General features: G+C 64.1%; 13 protein-coding genes, 1 other RNA gene and 1 pseudogene. 8 read left to right on the plus strand and 7 right to left on the minus strand.

Annotated elements, in window-relative coordinates; all coding sequences use genetic code 11:
* Window positions 1–120: 120 nt before the first annotated feature.
* An RNA gene (gene ffs / locus HMPREF3166_RS03790) (signal recognition particle sRNA small type) lies at window positions 121–215 on the plus strand.
* 11 nt (window positions 216–226) lie between these two features.
* Here ffs and HMPREF3166_RS03795 read toward each other — a convergent pair.
* Window positions 227–1,270 carry a magnesium and cobalt transport protein CorA gene (locus HMPREF3166_RS03795; RefSeq protein ID WP_070487755.1) on the minus strand — a complete coding sequence of 348 codons (1,044 nt, stop codon included), beginning with the start codon at window positions 1,268–1,270 and terminating at the stop codon, window positions 227–229.
* Window positions 1,271–1,569: 299 nt separating this feature from the next.
* Between HMPREF3166_RS03795 and HMPREF3166_RS03800 the strand changes: the two genes are divergently transcribed.
* The 5 genes from HMPREF3166_RS03800 (at window position 1,570) to recR (ending at window position 7,764) form a co-directional block, all read left to right on the plus strand.
* A complete protein-coding gene (locus tag HMPREF3166_RS03800; protein WP_070487756.1) occupies window positions 1,570–2,853 on the plus strand; it encodes an aspartate aminotransferase type Ic in 1,284 nt (427 codons plus the stop codon).
* A gap of 152 nt (window positions 2,854–3,005) precedes the next feature.
* Window positions 3,006–3,584, plus strand: coding sequence for a suppressor of fused domain protein (locus tag HMPREF3166_RS03805; protein WP_070487757.1), 579 nt, complete (start codon window positions 3,006–3,008; stop codon window positions 3,582–3,584).
* A gap of 43 nt (window positions 3,585–3,627) precedes the next feature.
* Window positions 3,628–6,525: a DNA polymerase III subunit gamma and tau gene (locus HMPREF3166_RS03810; RefSeq protein WP_070487758.1), complete on the plus strand. Its 2,898-nt coding sequence runs from the start codon at window positions 3,628–3,630 to the stop codon at window positions 6,523–6,525.
* Window positions 6,526–6,642: 117 nt separating this feature from the next.
* Complete coding sequence (locus HMPREF3166_RS03815) at window positions 6,643–6,957, plus strand: YbaB/EbfC family nucleoid-associated protein (protein ID WP_005292353.1); 315 nt, start codon at window positions 6,643–6,645, stop codon at window positions 6,955–6,957.
* A gap of 30 nt (window positions 6,958–6,987) precedes the next feature.
* A complete protein-coding gene (gene recR / locus HMPREF3166_RS03820; RefSeq protein WP_070487759.1) occupies window positions 6,988–7,764 on the plus strand; it encodes a recombination mediator RecR in 777 nt (258 codons plus the stop codon).
* Between the two features lie 10 nt (window positions 7,765–7,774).
* Here recR and HMPREF3166_RS03825 read toward each other — a convergent pair whose 3' ends face one another.
* From HMPREF3166_RS03825 to HMPREF3166_RS03835, 3 genes are all read right to left on the minus strand, one after another.
* Window positions 7,775–8,566, minus strand: a complete 792-nt coding sequence (locus HMPREF3166_RS03825) for a type 1 glutamine amidotransferase (protein ID WP_070487760.1) — start codon at window positions 8,564–8,566, stop codon at window positions 7,775–7,777.
* A complete protein-coding gene (locus HMPREF3166_RS03830; RefSeq protein ID WP_070487761.1) occupies window positions 8,567–9,997 on the minus strand; it encodes a MurT ligase domain-containing protein in 1,431 nt (476 codons plus the stop codon).
* Window positions 9,998–10,063: 66 nt separating this feature from the next.
* A complete protein-coding gene (locus HMPREF3166_RS03835) occupies window positions 10,064–10,411 on the minus strand; it encodes an ArsR/SmtB family transcription factor (protein ID WP_070487762.1) in 348 nt (115 codons plus the stop codon).
* Window positions 10,412–10,517: 106 nt separating this feature from the next.
* On the opposite strand from HMPREF3166_RS03835, the gene arsB reads away from it, so the two are divergent.
* Both arsB and HMPREF3166_RS03845 read left to right on the plus strand, forming a co-directional pair.
* Entirely contained in the window at window positions 10,518–11,609 is a 1,092-nt protein-coding gene (arsB, locus tag HMPREF3166_RS03840) for an ACR3 family arsenite efflux transporter (RefSeq protein ID WP_070487763.1), read from the plus strand.
* 17 nt (window positions 11,610–11,626) lie between these two features.
* Window positions 11,627–12,046: an arsenate-mycothiol transferase ArsC gene (locus tag HMPREF3166_RS03845; protein WP_034984582.1), complete on the plus strand. Its 420-nt coding sequence runs from the start codon at window positions 11,627–11,629 to the stop codon at window positions 12,044–12,046.
* A 309-nt stretch (window positions 12,047–12,355) separates the two neighbouring features.
* Here HMPREF3166_RS03845 and HMPREF3166_RS03850 read toward each other — a convergent pair whose 3' ends face one another.
* The 3 genes and pseudogenes from HMPREF3166_RS03850 to HMPREF3166_RS03860 all read right to left on the minus strand — a co-directional run.
* On the minus strand, window positions 12,356–14,296 hold the full coding sequence (locus tag HMPREF3166_RS03850; protein ID WP_070487764.1) for a hypothetical protein: 1,941 nt from the start codon (window positions 14,294–14,296) through the stop codon (window positions 12,356–12,358).
* Between the two features lie 60 nt (window positions 14,297–14,356).
* Entirely contained in the window at window positions 14,357–16,198 is a 1,842-nt protein-coding gene (leuA, locus tag HMPREF3166_RS03855; protein ID WP_070487765.1) for a 2-isopropylmalate synthase, read from the minus strand.
* Window positions 16,199–16,654: 456 nt separating this feature from the next.
* A pseudogene (locus HMPREF3166_RS03860) lies at window positions 16,655–17,494 on the minus strand (DMT family transporter); the annotation flags it as partial.
* Window positions 17,495–17,616 lie beyond the last annotated feature (122 nt).

Genomic DNA, 17,616 nt, shown 5'->3' on the forward strand with positions numbered 1-17,616 from the left:
AAAGGGTACACAACGCTGCCTTTAGATTCCAAATCCGGTGCTAGGGGTTGGAAAGTGGGCGTCGATAAATAAGAAAGAACGAGCCTTTGGAACAACGAGCGCGCGTGGGCTAGTATGGGCAACGGATTCCGCGCGGCGTGTATCTTGTGAACTCCCCCAGGGCAGGAATGCAGCAAGGGTCAACGAGCTCTGACGGGTGCGCGGGGTCCCCTTTTTTATGCTCGCGCTACAGCCAGTTCTTGCGCTTAAACCACCACCACATCAGCAGGATCACCGCAAGGTTCAACAGTAGGCAGTAGTAATAGCCATACTCCCAGTGCAACTCCGGCATGTTGTCGAAGTTCATGCCGTACACGCCCGCGATCATCGTCGGCGGCGCGGCCATTCCGATGATGGACGAGATCGTGCGCATGTCCTGGTTCTGACGCAGCGAAATGATCGCCGAGCTGGCCTGAATAAGGGAACTCAGGCGCTCGTCGAAAGAGTCGATCTTGTCCTTGGCCAGCATGGCGTGGTCCAAGACATCGCGGAAGAAAGCCCTGACGTGCTTGGTTGTCAGATCCTTGTGGTTTTCGATCAAAGCGCGCAGCGCCGGAATCAGGGGGCCGATGGCGTGGCGCATCTCCAGGATCTCGCGCTTCAGGGTGTAGATATTCTCAATGTTCGTCTCGGCGCGGAGGGTGAAAACCTCCTCCTCCAGACTGTCCACACGGTCTTCCAGCGCTTCGGAAATACGGGTGTACTCGTCGACTAGGTAGTCCGTGATGGCCCACGCGATGGCCATCGGACCTGCGTTGCGCAGCTCGGGCGCCTGGTGCAGGCGGACTTCCGGGTCGGGCAGTTCCGTATCATGGGCGATCACGATGATGAACTTCTGGCTGATGACCATCTGCACCTCGCCGGTTTGGATGAGGTCACGCCGGTCGATCAGGTCCTTATTGCCCGCGTACTGCACGGAGCGGACGACCTTGAACAGCTGGTTTTCGTAGCGCTCCAGCTTGGCACGCTGGTGGGCGGTCACGGCATCCTCGACGATGAGCTCGTCGACGTCGTAGCACTGCGCCACCTTCAGCATCTGCTCTTCCGAGGGTTCCTCTAGGGTGACCAGCACAAAGCTGCCCCTGCTGGGGGTGGCTAGATCCTCGATCTCTTTCAGCGCGGTGGCATAGTTCGCCTGGCCGGGGGTCTGCTTGCCCTCTACGTAAAGGCGGCACTCGCGGATGGCGCGTTCGACGGGGACCCGGACTCGGTGGGGTTCGGTTTTAGCCATAGTGGATCCTTTCCAACTATTTCAACTACATCCGGCGAGATCTGACGCACGGTAACTTTTTGCAAGCTCTATGCACCTTAGCCCGTCGTCATCCTATCGCCTGCAAGGTAGTCCCGCAGGCGCTGAATTTCGCCGGGGCTGTGGCGCCGGGCGGTGCCACGGTGCCGGGGTGCCGGGTGCAGCCGGGCGGCGCCGGGGCACGCTCTGGCGGGGGCGGTGTCCGGCAAGTCCGTTAGACTGGCAAAGGTAAGCCACACCGAGGGTAAACCCCAGCACGCCATAAGCGGGAGAGAATTTACATGAAGATCGAAAACGTAAACGCAGAGCTCCTCCTCAGCATGAAGGAGGACGTCCGCCAGGCCTACGAAGAGCTGCACTCCAAGGGGCTCAACCTGGACCTCACGCGCGGTAAGCCTTCGGCAGAGCAGCTGGATTTCTCGGTGGATCTGCTGAGCCTTCCGGGCGAGAACTTCACCTCGCCCTCCGGAGTGGATGTGCGCAACTACGGCGGCGGGGTCGGCCTGACGGAGATCCGCCAGCTGTGGGCGGACGTCCTGGGCCTGCCGGTGGATAACGTTATCGCCGGCGACGCCTCCAGCCTGAACATCATGTTCGACCTAATCAACTGGGCCTACACGTTCGGCACCAACGATTCCGAGCGCCCTTGGTCGGCGGAGGAGAAGCTGAAGTGGATCTGCCCTGTGCCGGGCTACGACCGCCACCACTCCATCACCGAGTTGTTCGGGTTCGAGATGCTGACCGTCGACATGACCGACGAAGGCCCGGACATGGACCAGGTGCGCGAGCTGGCGAAGGATCCGGCCGTGAAGGGCATGTGGGCCGTGCCGATGTTCGCCAACCCGACGGGCGTCACCTTCTCGCAGCAGACCGCCGAGGCCCTGGCTGCCATGGAAACCGGCGCGCCGGACTTCCGCATCGTGTGGGATAACGCCTACGCCGTCCACACCCTGACCGACGAGTTCCCGGAGATCATCAACATCCTGGACGTCGCCGAGAAGGCGGGCAACCCGAACCGTTTCTGGGCCATGTCCTCCACCTCCAAGATCACTTTCGCAGGCGCTGGCCTGGCCTTCTTCGCCTCCTCCAGGGAGAACCTGGAGTGGTACAAGAAGATCGCCAACGTGCGTGGTATTGGACCGAACAAGGTCAACCAGCTGGCTCACTTGCAGTACCTGGAGGATGCCGAGGGCGTGCGCGACCTCATGCGCAAGCACGCGGGCTCCCTGGGTCCGAAGTTCACCCGCGTGGTGGAGATCCTGCAGCGCCGTCTGGGCGACCTCAACGTCGCCGAGTGGACCGTCCCGGAGGGCGGCTACTTCATCTCCGTGAACCTGCTGGACGGCACCGCTGGCCGCGTGGTGGAGCTGGCGAAGAAGGCCGGCGTGGCCCTGACCGCCGCGGGCTCGACCTACCCGCTGAAGCAGGATCCGAACGACCGCAACCTGCGCCTGGCTCCTTCCATGCCGACGATCGAGCAGCTGGAGGTAGCCATGGACGGCTTCGCCACCTGCGTGCTTTACGCCGCGATCGAGATGGTCGAGCACGACGCGGGCCAGCGCTAACCAGCAGCTAACCCACACCGTCAGACAGCAAGCAGGAGGCCACCATCAACACCGACGAAACACTGGTCTGGGTCCAGGGGCTACTCCCCGGCGAGCCGACCGTCGCACGCCGCAAGGTCGCCGATTCCTTCCCCGAGTTCGCTGTCGCCGAGGTGTTTCTTGGTGACGCCCCCTCGCCCCAGAACGGCACACCCCAGGAGGGCGACGAAGAATCCGTGCTGGCCGAGACGGTCGCAATGACCATCGACGCCGGGCGCATGGAATCCGGCCTGGAGACCGAGGACGGTTCCGACCTGCGCGTTGAGCTGCTAACCGTCGTCAGCGGACACGACGATACCGCCGCCGACCTGCTGGCCCACGCCGCGACGATGATCTCCCAGGATCCCGGCCACTGGCCGCCGCAGCCCGGCACGATGCTGCCGAACGTGGTGCAGCAGATGGATGCCGACTCCGAGCGGAAGATCACCGCTCGCAACGGCCTGCTGGTGGTTCCCTACGTGTGGGACGAGGGCGTGCCCCACGTCCACGAGGTCACCTCCGGTGGCGCGGGCCGCCACTCGAAGGAAGGCGAGACCGAGGTGGAGTTCACCCACCCGGGTCGGCTGACCATCGTCGCGCAGCTGGTGATGCTGACGGACGAGGAGCTTGAGCTTGCGCAGACGGCCGGTGTGGCCGCGGTGCAGGAGCGGTTGGTGCGTGAGGGCGTCAATATCAACGACATATGGCGTTAGGCGACCGCAACGGGTCGTCTTAGGCGGAATGTAGGCTAGGTTCGTGGCACTTTATAGGAAATATCGTCCGGCGACGTTTGCCGAGGTCGTGGGGCAATCCCACGTGACCGAGCCGTTGTCGGTGGCGCTGGATAGCGGGCGGATCAACCACGCATACCTGTTTTCCGGGCCGCGCGGCTGCGGCAAGACGTCGTCGGCGCGCATCCTGGCTCGCTCGCTGAACTGCGTGGAAGGGCCAACGTCCACGCCCTGCGGAAAGTGCGAATCCTGTGTATCGCTGGCGCCCGGCGGGCCGGGGAACCTAGATGTGACGGAGCTGGACGCCGCCACGCACAACGGTGTGGACGACATGCGCGAGCTGCGCGAACGCGCCTTTTATGCGCCTGCGGAATCTCGCTACCGGGTGTTCATTATTGACGAGGCGCACATGATCTCCACGGCGGGTTTCAACGCCCTGCTGAAGATCGTGGAGGAGCCGCCGGAGCACCTGATCTTCATCTTCGCCACGACGGAGCCGGAGAAGCTGCTGCAGACGATTCGCTCCCGAACCCACAACTACCCGTTCCGCCTGCTGGCGCCGCCGGATATGCGCGGACTGTTGGAGTCGGTGGTGTCCGGCGAGGGCGTGCCTGTGGAGGATGCGGTGTATCCGCTGGTCATCCGCGCGGGTGGCGGTTCGCCGCGTGACTCGCTGTCGATTATGGACCAGCTGCTGGCCGGTGCCGGGCCGGAGGGCGTGACGTACAACCGCGCGCTGGCCCTGCTGGGCGTGACGGATTCCACCCTGATCGACCGTGCTGTGGATGCGCTGGCGGAGCACGATTCCGCCGCGCTGTTCGCAGTGGTCGACGATGTGATTGATGCGGGGTACGACCCGCGCCGATTCAGTGAGGATCTGCTGGACCGCTTCCGCGACCTGCTGGTGGTACAGGCCGTGCCGGATGCGTTCGAACGCGGACTGGTGAACGCGCCGGAGGAGTCCCGTGACGTGCTGCGCGAGCAGGCGGAGAAGATGGGGCAGGCGACGCTGACGCGCTGTGCATCCCTGGTGAACGAGGGGCTGGCGCAGATGCGCGGAGCCACGGCTCCGCGACTGTTGCTAGAGATCCTGTGTGCTCGCATGGCGCTGCCCGCCGCCGGCATGACTGTGGAGGCGCTGGCGCAGCGCGTGGAGGCCCTGGAGAAGGGGCACGGCGGGACTGTCGGTAGCGGTGCCGGTGGCGGCGCGGGACGTAGTGGTGCTGGCTCTGCGGCGGGCGCCGGTGCTGGAGCTGGTTCGGGTACTGGGACAGGAGCTGGTGCGGGAGCCGGCACGGGCGTGCGCGGCAGCCGGGCGGAGATGTTCGCCCGGCGCAGGAAGGCTGCGCAGGATGCAGCGCAGCAGTCTGCATCGGCGCAGCCTGAACCTGTGCAGCCTGAATCGGCTCAGTCGGAACCTGCGCAGCCTGCAGAGAAGGCACCGGAGCAAACGCCGCCAGCAGACCAGGTGTCAGCTGCGGAGCAGTCTCCGGTTCAGCCCGCCGAGTCCCCCGAGGCAGCGGAAGCTTCTCGAGCACCTGAGACCTCGCCAGCGACTGAGCCGGAAGCTGCGCAGGAGTCCCCGGCCATCGCCGAGGCGCGCCGGGCGCGCGACATCATGCAGCGCCATCGCCAGGCCAGCGCTGCGGAAGCCGAGTCCCCGACTCAGAACGCAGCAAATGCGGAGGCATCACCGGCACCGACAGATTCTGAACCGGCGGAGACTTCGGCAGAGGCCCCGGCGGAAGCTTCGGCGGACGCGGCCGCCACAATTGATTCGGACTCCTGGGCGCGCATCATGGATGCCGTCCACGACCTGGACCTCAGCGCTTGGATCGCCCTCCGAGGCGCCGCACCGCGCGCATCCCAGCCGACTCCGGGCGAGGTCCACGTTGACCACCACACCGGCTCACTAGCAAGGCTGGTCAGCGGGGCGAAGAACGCGGAAGTGTACTCGCAGGCTATCCAGAGTGTCACGGGAAGTTCCGCCCGCATCGTCGTCTACGTCGGCGACGAAGTTGTCGGCGACGGAGCCGCCGGAAGTGACGGAGCTACTGGAGCTACCGAGCCTGCAGGAGGCGATGAGCCGGGAAAAGCTGAACCGGCGGCGGCGCAGCCCTCCGCCGGTGAGGGACAAACGCCAGCCTCCACACCGGTGAACCCTGTGCCAGCGGAAACCCCGATGGACGCAGCGGCCTCGCGCAGCGCAGCCAGCAGCGCCCTGGAGCGCGCCCGCGCGATGGAAGAAGCGATGCGCAAGGCCTCGCACTCCCACCGGAACGCAGGCGCAGCGGGCGCGGGCGCAGCTGGCGCCGCTACTGGCAGCCGGGGAGTGGCAGGCACAGGCGCTGGAACTGCAGCCAATTCGGGTGAAGCAGCCGCCGCGCAGGAAGACCCGAACTCCGGCTGGCGCGCCCGCGCCGAACGAGCCAAGGCCCGCAAGAAATACAACATGGAAAACGGCTTCAACGGCGTCCCACTGCCCGACGAGCCGCCAGTTGATGCCTACGGAGACGCCCCCGTCGACAACTGGGGCGGCGGGGCGGCCGCTAACGCTGCAGCCGACCCAGCCGCCGACGCGCCGCTGCCGCCCGAACCCTCGGGCCCCTCTGATCCGTCCGATTCTTCCGTTCTCTCCGGCCCGCCTGGATCTTCTGCGCCGTCGGGCCCATCTGCACAGTCAGCGTCATCTGGGCCTTCCGCACGGACGGCAGAACCCTCGTCCCGAGCCGCTAACCGCCAGCCCCACGCTGGGGTGGGCGGTGCTGGGGCCGAGGGGGCGTCACAAAGAACAGAACAAAATGAACGCGACGAACTACTCGCCGACCTCGAGCGCGCACCCGGCGAACGCGACCACCGCACGCCGCTGGAAATCGCAGGTGAACTGATCGAAAAGAGTCTCGGCGCGGAGAGAGTTCGCTAAGCGTGAACACAACCATCCGCACACGCGAAGGTGCCTGACACGCCTGTCCGGGCCGACCGGTACAGTTGTGGAAGAACTAAAACCCAAGCACGAAAAAACCGACGAAAGGTAAACAGAATGAGCCAGCCAGACATGAACCAGCTGATGCAGCAGGCCCAGCAGATGCAGGCACAGCTGCAGGAAGCACAGCGCGAGATCGCCGCCTCCACCGTCAAGGGCGAGGCAGGCAATGGCCTGGTCACCATTTCCGTCGCAGGCTCCGGCGAGGTCACCGACATGGAGATCGACCCGAAGATCGTCGACCCTGAAGACATCGACACCCTGAAGGACCTGCTGCTCGGCGCGTTCAAGGACGCAAACCAGAAGCTGCAGACCCTCGCCGAGGAGAAAATGGGCCCGCTGTCCCAGGGCATGAGCGGCCTGGGCTTCTAAGCCTTCTAAGAACTCCAAAGCGAGACCTAGTTGTTCGAAGGACCACTACAGGACGTCATCGACGAATTCTCCCGGCTGCCCGGCATCGGGCCGAAAAGCGCGCAACGCATCGCGCTGCATCTGCTGAACGAGGAGCCGGAGGACATCGAACGCTTCCAAAGCGCACTCGGTCGCCTGCAGCGCGGCGTGACGTTCTGCCGTATCTGCCACAACATCTCCCAAGAAGATGTGTGCCGGATCTGCGCGGACTCCAACCGCGACAAAAGCATCATCTGCGTGGTCGAGGAATCCAAAGACATTCAGGTGATCGAACGCACCGCGGAATACCGCGGGCGCTACCACGTCCTCGGCGGGGCACTCGACCCGCTGAACGGCATCGGGCCGAAGGAACTGAACGTCACGCCCCTGGTGCAGCGCATCGGCGGGGCGCTGCCAGACGTCGCGCTCGGCGCGAAGGGCGGCGGGGCTTCTCTTGGCGACGCCGACACGCCCGCCGGTGGCGATCCCAACGGCGCGGACGCAGCTGAAACGGGCAATGCCGAAACGGCTGCCGTCAAGACCGACGTCAAGACCGACGTCAAGACCGACGTCGAGTACGACGAAGCCCCCGAGATCACCGAAGTCATCATCGCCACCGACCCGAACACGGAAGGCGAGGCAACAGCCTCCTACCTCGGCCGCCTGCTGCGCGACTTCCCCGGTCTGACGGTCACGCGCCTGGCCTCGGGCATTCCAATGGGCGGGGACTTGGAGTTCGTCGACGAGCTCACCCTGTCCCGCGCATTCGCCGGCCGCACCGCGCTGTAGCGCTCGGCGCTTAGAGGCGTTCCTTTCTTAGCGACGCCACCTCGCGCTCCAACTGCTCCGCCAGCTCACCCTGGAACTCGGGCAGCTCGTTGAGCCCAACCCCCATTGCGCGGGCGAGCAGCCAGTCCGCCAACTGGGGATTCCTGGCGAGCACGGGGCCGTGCATGTACGTCGCCACGACGGAGCCCTGCACGGCGCCTTCGGCGCGCGTCTGCCGGTGAGCATCCTCGCCGGACAGCCCCGCAGCCTCCGCTCCGTGGGCATCGGTGTTGCCCGTGCCGCGGGTCAGACGTCCCAGCGGCTCCGCGTCCGCACCCAGGATCGTCGCACCCATGTGGTTAGCGAATCCCGTCAGCGGTTCGGTCAGGCCTGCCCCGCCGGTCACGGCGGAGGCTGCCGGGGTGGAGGCGATCTCGCCGATCATGCGCTCGGCGAGTTGGGATGTGGTGGCGTCAATAAGACCCAACCCCTCGATCGTGCGACCATGGCTGGTGAAGGACCGGCCAAACACCTGCAGACCTGCGCAAATAGCCAGAACCGGGCGGCCGGCGGCGACCGCGCGGGAAATGCCGCCATCGCTGATCAGGTGCTCCGCCGCCAGAACCTGTGCGGTATCCTCGCCGCCGCCGACGGTGTAAACGTCCAGGGACTCCGGGACGGGCTCGCCCAGGTGGATAGGGTGAATCTCCGCCGACATGCCGCGCATGCGGGCGCGCTGACGCAGCACCAGGGCGTTGCCATCGTCGCCATACGTGCCCAGCACGTCTGGCAGAATCAGGCCGATGTTCAGCTCAGCGTTCATTTACGCTTCCCCTTCCTTGTCCAGCACCCGCTTCAGATCGCGGAACGCCGTGTAGTTCGCCAGGACCTCCACGCGGCCCGGCGGGCAGGAACGAATCGCCGCCACCGTGTCCTTAATCAGATTGTGCTCGACCGCGGCGTAGCCCAGGCGGACGGCCAGATCCGTGCCGCGCTCGCCGGCGGCCACCACGTGCACACCCTCGAAGTTTTCGAAGCGCACATCCCACAGCCACGACAGGTCCTGGCCGTCGGCGACCTGCCCATTTACACTGATCACGAGGCTATCAGCGGTGCGGTCCACCATCGAGAGGGCCTCCTGCCAGCCGGCGGGGTTCTTCGCCAGCATCAGGCGCACCTCGTGGTTGCCGAAGTGGACCACGGAGTAGCGGCCTGCGACGTTATCCACCTTCTCCGCGGCTGCGATGGCCTGTTCGGTGGAGATGCGCTCGGGGAGCAGCTCGCTCAAAGCCACGGCGGCGGCGACGGCCTGGGTGGCGTTGCCGCGGTTTGCGTTGCCCGGGAGGGTCAGGTTCATCGGGTGGAGCTTGCCCTCGCGGTCGATAAGACCCTCTTCAGTGATGCGCCAATCGGGCTGTGGCCTGCGGAATTCGCGGCCGTCCGGGAGCTTCTTCGCCGCGAACCAGTCCACCACGCCATCCTCGCCAGTGCGGTGGATGATCGCGCCTTCCGTGCGCGGGCAGCTAGTGGAATCGCCGGCCCAGCCGAAACCAGCGCTGACCCACTGGACGTTCGGGGAATCCCAGGCGACGGAGGTGACGGAAACATCGTCGCAGTTGGCGATGACCTGCATGTTCGGGCGCGCTTCCACACACGCGCGCAGGGCACGTTCGATCTTGTTGATCTCGCCCACGCGGTCCAGCTGGTCGCGCGAGAGGTTCAGCAGCACCAGCACGTCCGCGTCGAGTTTCTCGGCGATCTTGGGGACGTGCAGCTCGTCGACTTCGAGCACAACTGTGTCTGCGTCGCGGCCGGCGAGCAGCGCGCTGATCACGCCTGCGTCCATGTTGTCGCCGCCCTCGTTGGTGCAGACGGTCGCGGCTGTGCGGACGGCGCCGGCCAGCATGCGGGTGGTTGTGGACTTGCCATTTGTTCCCGTGACCAGCACCGTTGGGCGCTTCTGGCCGCCCTTGCCGGCGCCGAGGCTCGCCAGCAGCTGCGGGTCGATTGCCCCGCCGACCAGGCCGCCGATCATGCCGCCGGCCCCTCGCCCTGCCTTTCTTGACGCCCACGTCGCCAGCTGCGCCATGCGAATCGCAACGGAGCTGCGGAACCGCTGCAGCGCGGAGCGGCGTGCGCCGGCGGGCTGAGCGCCGGCAGCTTGGGTGCCCTGCTGCCCGGTGTTCTGGGCGCCCTGCGGCCCGGAGTGCTGCGTGCCCGCAGGCTGTACGCCGGTTCGATCAGAGTTATCCATGGGGATTAAGTGTACCCGCAGGGGCGTGCTGGAATTTGGAGGCTGGCGCGCCGAGCCTGATGAACATTAGTCCATCTGGAGGATCGTGCGGAGTTCGGCAAAAAGTTGGGGCTGTACCTGGTGCATGACTGTGCGACCGGTTCGTATCTTGCGGAGCAGGCCTGCCTGGGTAAGCCGTTTTAGATGGTGGGAGACCGTAGGCTGGCTAAGCCCAGTAATATCTGCCAGCCGGTTTACACTGATAGGCTCGCAGCCCTTGGCTGCCAGGTGGGAGAGTATTTGCAAGCGGGCGGGGTCGGATAGGACTTTGAACAAGGTGGCATAACGGGTGGCCTCAGGATCCGATAGCGGTCCTTTGCTCAAGGAACAGCATGTGGAGATGTCTGCGAGCGGAAAAATTTGCGGAGTGGCCATACGGAGCATCTTATATTGACAGATATCAATATGCCATTTATATTGACAGACATCAATATGTCATTTGGTTTTATATCGACGTGTGTCAATGTCTAAGGAAGGTTGCATGACAGCTTCACAGCGCCCGCAGATGTCCTTTTTGGATAGGTTCCTGCCCGTGTGGATTATCCTTGCGATGTTTGCTGGACTGCTCGTTAATCGGGTGGTGCCAGAAATTGGAGCGAAGCTCGGGGAGCTGGAGGTGGGAGGGATCTCGCTTCCGATCGCGCTCGGCCTGCTGGTCATGATGTATCCGCCGCTGGCGAAGGTTCGCTACGACAAAACCCGGCAGATTGCGGCGGATAAGCGCCTGATGGCGGTTTCCCTTGCCCTCAACTGGGTTGTTGGGCCAGCGTTGATGTTCATCCTGGCCTGGGTATGTTTGCCCGACGAGCCTGAGCTGCGCACCGGGCTGATCATCGTCGGCCTGGCCCGATGCATCGCGATGGTTCTGGTGTGGTCAGAGCTGTCCTGCGGGGATAGGGAGTTGACCGCCGTCCTGGTGGCGGTCAACTCTGTTTTCCAAGTGCTCATGTTTGGAGTGCTGGGCTGGTTTTATCTGCAGATTCTCCCCGGCTGGCTGGGGCTTCCTACAACCTCGGCAGACTTTTCCTTCTGGTCGATCGTGGTATCTGTCCTGGTTTTCCTGGGTATCCCGTTGGCGGCTGGCTTGGCTTCCCGCGTGCTCGGGGAGAGGTTGAAGGGGCAGCAATGGTACGAGGAAAAGTTCTTGCCCGCGATCTCTCCCCTCGCGTTGATTGGTCTGCTTTATACGATCGTGCTTCTGTTTGCGCTGCAGGGAGAGCAGATTACGGACAACCCGTGGGCGGTGGCTCGGACGGCGGTTCCGTTGGTGGCCTACTTCGCTGGAATGTTCGCCCTGGCGCTGGCTGTGTCCAAGGCTGCGGGGTTGAACTACGCTCAGTCTGCATCGGTTTCTTTTACTGCTGCGGGAAATAACTTTGAGCTTGCTATCGCTGTGTCAATCGGGACTTTTGGAGCGACTTCTGCGCAGGCATTGGCCGGAACTATTGGCCCGCTTATTGAGATTCCGGTGCTCGTTGGACTGGTTTACGTCATGCTCTGGATAGGGCCAAAACTTTTCGCCGGGGATCCGACGCTGCCTACTCGGTCGGGTAGCCCCAAACGATTCGGTTAATGAGGGAGCGAATCAAAATGAGCACGAAACCTAAAGTTCTCTTTGTTTGTGTAGGTAACGGCGGGAAGTCGCAGATGGCTGCTGCTCTAGCCGAAAAGCATGCTGGTGAGATGATTGAGATATATTCCGCTGGCACCAAACCAGCCGAAAAGCTAAACGCTGAGTCGGTGGAAGCTATAAGTGAAGTCGGCGCTGATATGGCCGGCGGCCACCCGAAGGATGTTGATTCAACTTTGCTGCGGGATGTTGATCGCGTGATCATTCTCGGAAAGGATGCGCAGCTCGAGCTTCCAGATGAAGCGCGAGGCAATCTTCAGCGGTGGGTTACTGACGAGCCTTCCGCGCGTGGGGTAGAGGGCATGGAGCGCATGCGGCTGATCCGTGATGATATCGACGCCCGCGTGCAGTCGCTCGTTGCCGAGTTGCTTGACGATTGAGAGCGGACAGTCTCCGAGCCCGTTTGAGCGTTTTTATTGGCGCCCGCGGGCTCGGGTGGGTGCAAATCAGCCTGACGGACGTCGTAGGTTTGCCGCGAGTTTGCAACATTTCCGACACTAAAAGGGATCAATGTCCCAAATCTTCCACTCTGTTTTTATAGCTTTCTATTTGCGCAGGTCAGAGTGGGTGCATATTTTTGCTTCACACTTGCTAGCTGCTGAAAGTGGAAGATTTGGGACATCCGTAACTTTGTAAGCCAGCTGGGAGGTTCCGGCGTGGTATTGGTGGGGCTAGTGATCTCAATGGGGCTAGTGGGAATTGCTCTTGCCGCCACGGTTGCCGCCACCGTTATTCTTGCCACCGGATCCACCGGAGCCATTCTTGCCGCGGGAGCTATCCGATCCGCCGGACCCGCCGGACCCGCCGGAGTCCTTGCGGCGCCGACGCCTGCGACGATTTCGTTTGTTGCTAGGCCCGGGGATCTTCCCCTTCTGGCCTCCTGAGCTGTGGCTTCCTCGGCTTTTGCCCTGGTCGTGGCCTTGGGAGTTGCTTGAGTCGCCGGAGTTACCGGAGTTGGAACCGGAACCGCCGGAACCGGAGCCGCCGGAGTTGGAACCGGAGCCGCCGGAATTGGAGCCGGAACCGGAACCGCCGGGCCCGTTGGAGTTGGAGCCACCGGAGTTGGACCTGCCGCCCGAGCCGCCGGACCCGCCGCGCGGGCCGGCGAGCCCGCTGGTCCGCGGGCGGGCGTCCGCACCAGGCTTCGCCGGAACGTCCTCCCTCTCGCCGGCCTGCACATTATCCAGCAGACCCAGGAAGTCCTCGTCCCGGATCAGGGGAATGTTCTTCCGGTCGGCGTGCATCGCCTTGCCCCGCAGCTCGTAGTTTTCGTTGCACACCACCAGCGAGCTGCGACGATTCAACTTCTCGCTATACGCCAGCCCCGCGGCGACACCCTGGCCGATCAGCACGTCCGGGTCGATCGCCACATCCGGGCTGACCACAAACTCCATCCCCTCGACCAGCGGCTCCCCGCGCTTCCACGCCCCGGGGTTTACGTATGGGCGGGGAGAGTTGGCGGCGTCAATACGAAGGCCACTACGCCGCAGCCCAAATTGATCGGCCGCGAGGTCCTCAGGGTCCAGCACGGTCAGCTCACCGTTGCGCTGCTGCGCGAGGGCGAGGGCGGCGGTGAGGCGCGCGTCCGCCTCGAGGAGCTCGTCGGGGTCGATGTCTTTTTTATCTAGTGACGCCACCGCGCCCACCTCTGGCAGTGCCGTCGCAGGGGCCAGCACGGCGGACCGGCTGGCGTTTGCGGGAGCGTTTGCGTTGGTAGCAGTGGTGGTGGAAGCGTCGGCGGCGCGGTTGTAGCTGGAGACGACGGCGCGCAGGCGGGGGTCAGTGGAGTCGATGGCCTGGCGTCGGGCGGTGGCGAGTGTGTCGATGATGGAGACCGGTGCGGGTGTTGGCTGACGCCGACCACCGCGACCGCGGCCGCGGCTGCGACGGCCGCGGTTCGCTGAGCGCTGCGACAGTTTGAACTCGTGGGTGATGAAGCCCCACACGTAGTCGGACTCATGCATGATGAGCGTACGCCCGTCCAACGCCTGGTGGATCAGCTGCGCGCTGGAGTTGAAGCCCAGCGCCTGGGAGAGCTCGTTGACCTGGTAGCCGTGGAGGTGCCAGGGGCCGGCGTCTTCGCCGGGGTTGAGGTGGCGCGTCAGCGCGCCGATTTCCTGGCCGATGTTAATGGTCGGCAGTTCGTCGGCGTTTGCGAGGTCCGCGGGGGCTTCCGCGCCGGGGCCGAAGAAAACCACGGAAAGCGCCACCAGCCGGGAGGTTTTCGGGTGAATGCCGGAGGTGGAGATGCTCACGGCTGCGAAAGGGGCCTCCTCCTTGGAGGGGAGGTCATGCAGAGCGGACTCGAGCTCCGCGCGGGGGCTCGAGTGGTCGTTGTCCTCGCTGGAGTTCCCGCCGGAAGCGCTTGCGCTCCCGTCGCCGCCGTGGGAATCCGTGGCAGCTTGGAACTCGGGGGTTGCTACCGGCTCGGAGCGCCCCTCGGCACCTGCGGGGGAATGGTTGTGGGCGGGGGAGGGGGCGTCCGAAGTACTAGCGTCCGAAGAAGTACCGTCCGAAAAAGAAACAGCGAGAGAACCTGCAGGGCGAGTTACCCTGCGGCGCGGGCGCCTTGGGCGGCGCGCGCCGGTGTGCTCGGGGCCGGGGGCGGCCGAGTGATCGTTCTCGTTCATGGACTACATACTACCCAGCGGGGAACCGTGCCCCGCTGGCAGGCTGCGTGGTTCCGGCCCCTAGACCCCCTGGGAAACCCCAGCGGCGGCATCCTGCGAACGGTTCACCGCGGAGGTGATCGCCTTCAGCGAAGCGTAGGTAATGGAGCTGGCGATGCCCACGCCCCAGAACTTCGCACCGTTGATCTCAGCCAGGACGTAGGCGGCGGCCTCAGCGTCGTCGCCCGAGGTGCGGGCGTGCTGACTGTACTCCTGCACCTCCACGTCGTAGCCCAGCTCCTCCAGCGCGTTGCAGTATGCGTTGATCGGGCCATTGCCGCGACCCTGCACAGTCTTGCCTTCGCCGTTGAACTCGATCTGGCCGGTGACCTTGGCTTCTTCGCCTTCGTTCTGGCCGCCGTCGACGGTCAGGGAGATGGTCTCGATCGGGGCGACGCGGTCCAGATACTCGCCGGAGAAGATGTCCCACATGGCCTTCGGGTTCACCTCGCCGCCCTCGGCATCGGTGACGGCCTGCACGACGGAGGAGAACTCCACCTGCATCGGGCGCGGCAGCTGCAGGTTGTGGTCGGTCTTCATGATGTAGGCCACGCCGCCCTTGCCGGACTGGGAGTTCACGCGGATCACAGCCTCGTAGGAACGGCCAACGTCCTTCGGGTCGATCGGCAGGTAAGGAACCTCCCAGGTCTTCTCGACCATCGCCTCTTGGGTGACTTCCTCGGCGGTGGCGTCCGGGTCGATCTTCTCTGCGATGGCATCCAGGCCCTTGTTAATCGCATCCTGGTGGGAGCCGGAGAATGCGGTGAACACCAGGTCGCCGCCGTAGGGGTGGCGCTCCGGCACGCGCAGCTGGTTGCAGTACTCAACGGTGCGGCGGATCTGGTCGATGTCGGAGAAGTCGATCTGCGGGTCCACGCCCTGGGTCAGCATGTTCAGTCCCAGGGTGACCAGGCAGACGTTGCCCGTGCGCTCGCCGTTGCCGAACAGGCAGCCTTCGATACGGTCGGCGCCGGCCATGTAGCCCAGCTCGGCGGCGGCCACGCCGGTGCCGCGGTCGTTGTGCGGGTGCAGCGACAGGATGATGGAATCGCGGCGGTTCAGGTTGCGGTGCATCCACTCGATGGAGTCCGCGTACACGTTCGGGGTGATCATCTCGACGGTGGAGGGCAGGTTCAGGATGATCGGATTCTCCGGCGTCGGGTCCATAATCTCGACGACAGCGTCACAGACTTCCTTGGCGTAGGCGACCTCGGTGCCGGTGTAGGACTCGGGGGAGTACTCCCAGCGCCAGTTCGTGTCCGGGTAGTCCTTGGCGATGGTCTTGATCAGCTCGGCTGCGTCGGTGGCCAGCTTCTTGATGGCTTCCTTGTCCTTGCGGAACACGACCTTGCGCTGCAGCTTCGAGGTGGAGTTGTAGAAGTGGACGATGACGTTCTTCGCACCCTCGCAGGCTTCGAAGGTGCGGCGGATCAGGTGCTCGCGCGCCTGGACCAGTACCTGGATGGTGACGTCGTCGGGGATCATGTTCTTCTCGATGATCTCGCGGACGAAGTTGAAGTCGGTCTGGGAGGCAGACGGGAAGCCGACCTCGATCTCCTTGTAGCCCATGTCGACCAGCAGTTCGAACATGCGGCGCTTGCGCTCCGGGCTCATCGGGTCGATCAGCGCCTGGTTGCCGTCGCGCAGATCCACGGCGCACCACTGCGGCGCGCGGTCGATGACCTTGTCCGGCCAGGTGCGGTCCGGCAGGGTGATTTCCTCTACCTCTTCGAAGAACGGCTGGTAGCGCGCGTGCGGCATGGTGGAGTTGCGCTGCTTGTTCCAGGCGGGCTGGCCTTCGGGGATCTCGCCGTTCGGGGTGTTGATGCGGGCGGGTGCGGAGATGAAAGTGTCGTTAGACATGGGTGGGGGCTCCTGAGAAGAATTGTTTGTTCTTGGTTGTTATTCCCGACCGGCAATGCCAAATTCCGCGACGGGGTGCCGGTCGGTCGTTGAGCTGTAAACTCAAATCTCTTAGAACCTTTGAGCCCCGCCGCGTCGCAGAAGCAGGTTGCGCGCTGGCGTAGTCATAGCCACCACTATAGCCCGAGTATTAGGTGCGTCACAGGGAGAGCTCCCAAAACTGCCAAAAAACGCACTAAATCCCACATTGTGGGAAATCAGTCCCTCAATGTGGGGTGCTTGTTGCGGTTTTTCTTTGTGGTTCTTTCTTTATGACGCCGCCGTCTCTGCCTCTGTAGTTCCAGCGCCCGTTCCCGAGTCCGGGTTCGTGTTGGCGCCCGGCTCCGAGGGGGAGCCTGTGGGAGTGTCTGTGCCCGCGGTTGAACCGGCGCCCTCCGCAGCGCCTTCATCCTCGTCGATCGACTTGCGGCTCAGAATCACCGTCGAGATCGTCATCACTGCAATGGCGGCCGCCATGTAGGCATACTCCCAGCCGTCAATCTGGAACTTCTCGCCCAGTACGATGTAGCCCAGCACGAACGCCACAAGCGGCTCCACCACTGTCATCGCGGGCAAGGAGTTCTTCAGCGGCCCCGCGTTAAACGAGGCCTGCTGCACCGCCGTGCCGATGGCTGCGAAGGCGATGAGCGTCCACAGCTCCCAGGAAGTCAGCAGCGCGGCCATCTCGGAATCGCGGAAAATATCCACCACGGCCTTCGAAAGCACGGCGACATACCCCATGATCGCGCCGGTGATTGATCCCAGCACCAACGCGCGCAGCGCGGCCGCCTGCTCCAGCGCATACACAAAGAACGCCAGAAGGATCACCGCGCCGATACTCAGGCAGACCAGCCACACCGCCAGGTCCGGCTCGCGGTGACCGGCGGCGGGTTTGCCGCGCACAACGAGGATGGTCACTGCCACCGTCAAAAGCCCTGCCCATGCTGTTTCGGACGCCGATATTCGCCGCCCGTCGTACTTCGCCGACAGTGGCAGTGTGAACATCAGGGAGAGTACGAGGATCGGCTGCACCACCAGCAGTGTTCCGAATGCCAGCGCCACAATTTGCAGGAGGTATCCGAACAACGCGCTAGCCACGCCGACCCACCACATTGGCTGCTTGATGGCGTCCCAGATGGCGCCGCTGCGGTTCTCTCCGGAGGCGACGGCGATGCGGTGGCGCACCACCGTCCCCCAGGCGATGGTGAGCGCGGATCCTAGCGCGAAAACAACTGCGAGAGCGTTGTTTTCGAGCATCGTGCCCCCTCACCTCTTTGGCGTCTTGTTGGTTCGTCTACTTCTTGGCTAGTCACACTGTGCCGCGCCGGGTGGGCGCGCTGACCGCTTACGTTGATGCGTCATTTTGTGCGCTTCGTACC

The organism is Corynebacterium sp. HMSC08A12 (genome assembly GCF_001807485.1).
Lineage (GTDB): Bacteria > Actinomycetota > Actinomycetes > Mycobacteriales > Mycobacteriaceae > Corynebacterium > Corynebacterium evansiae.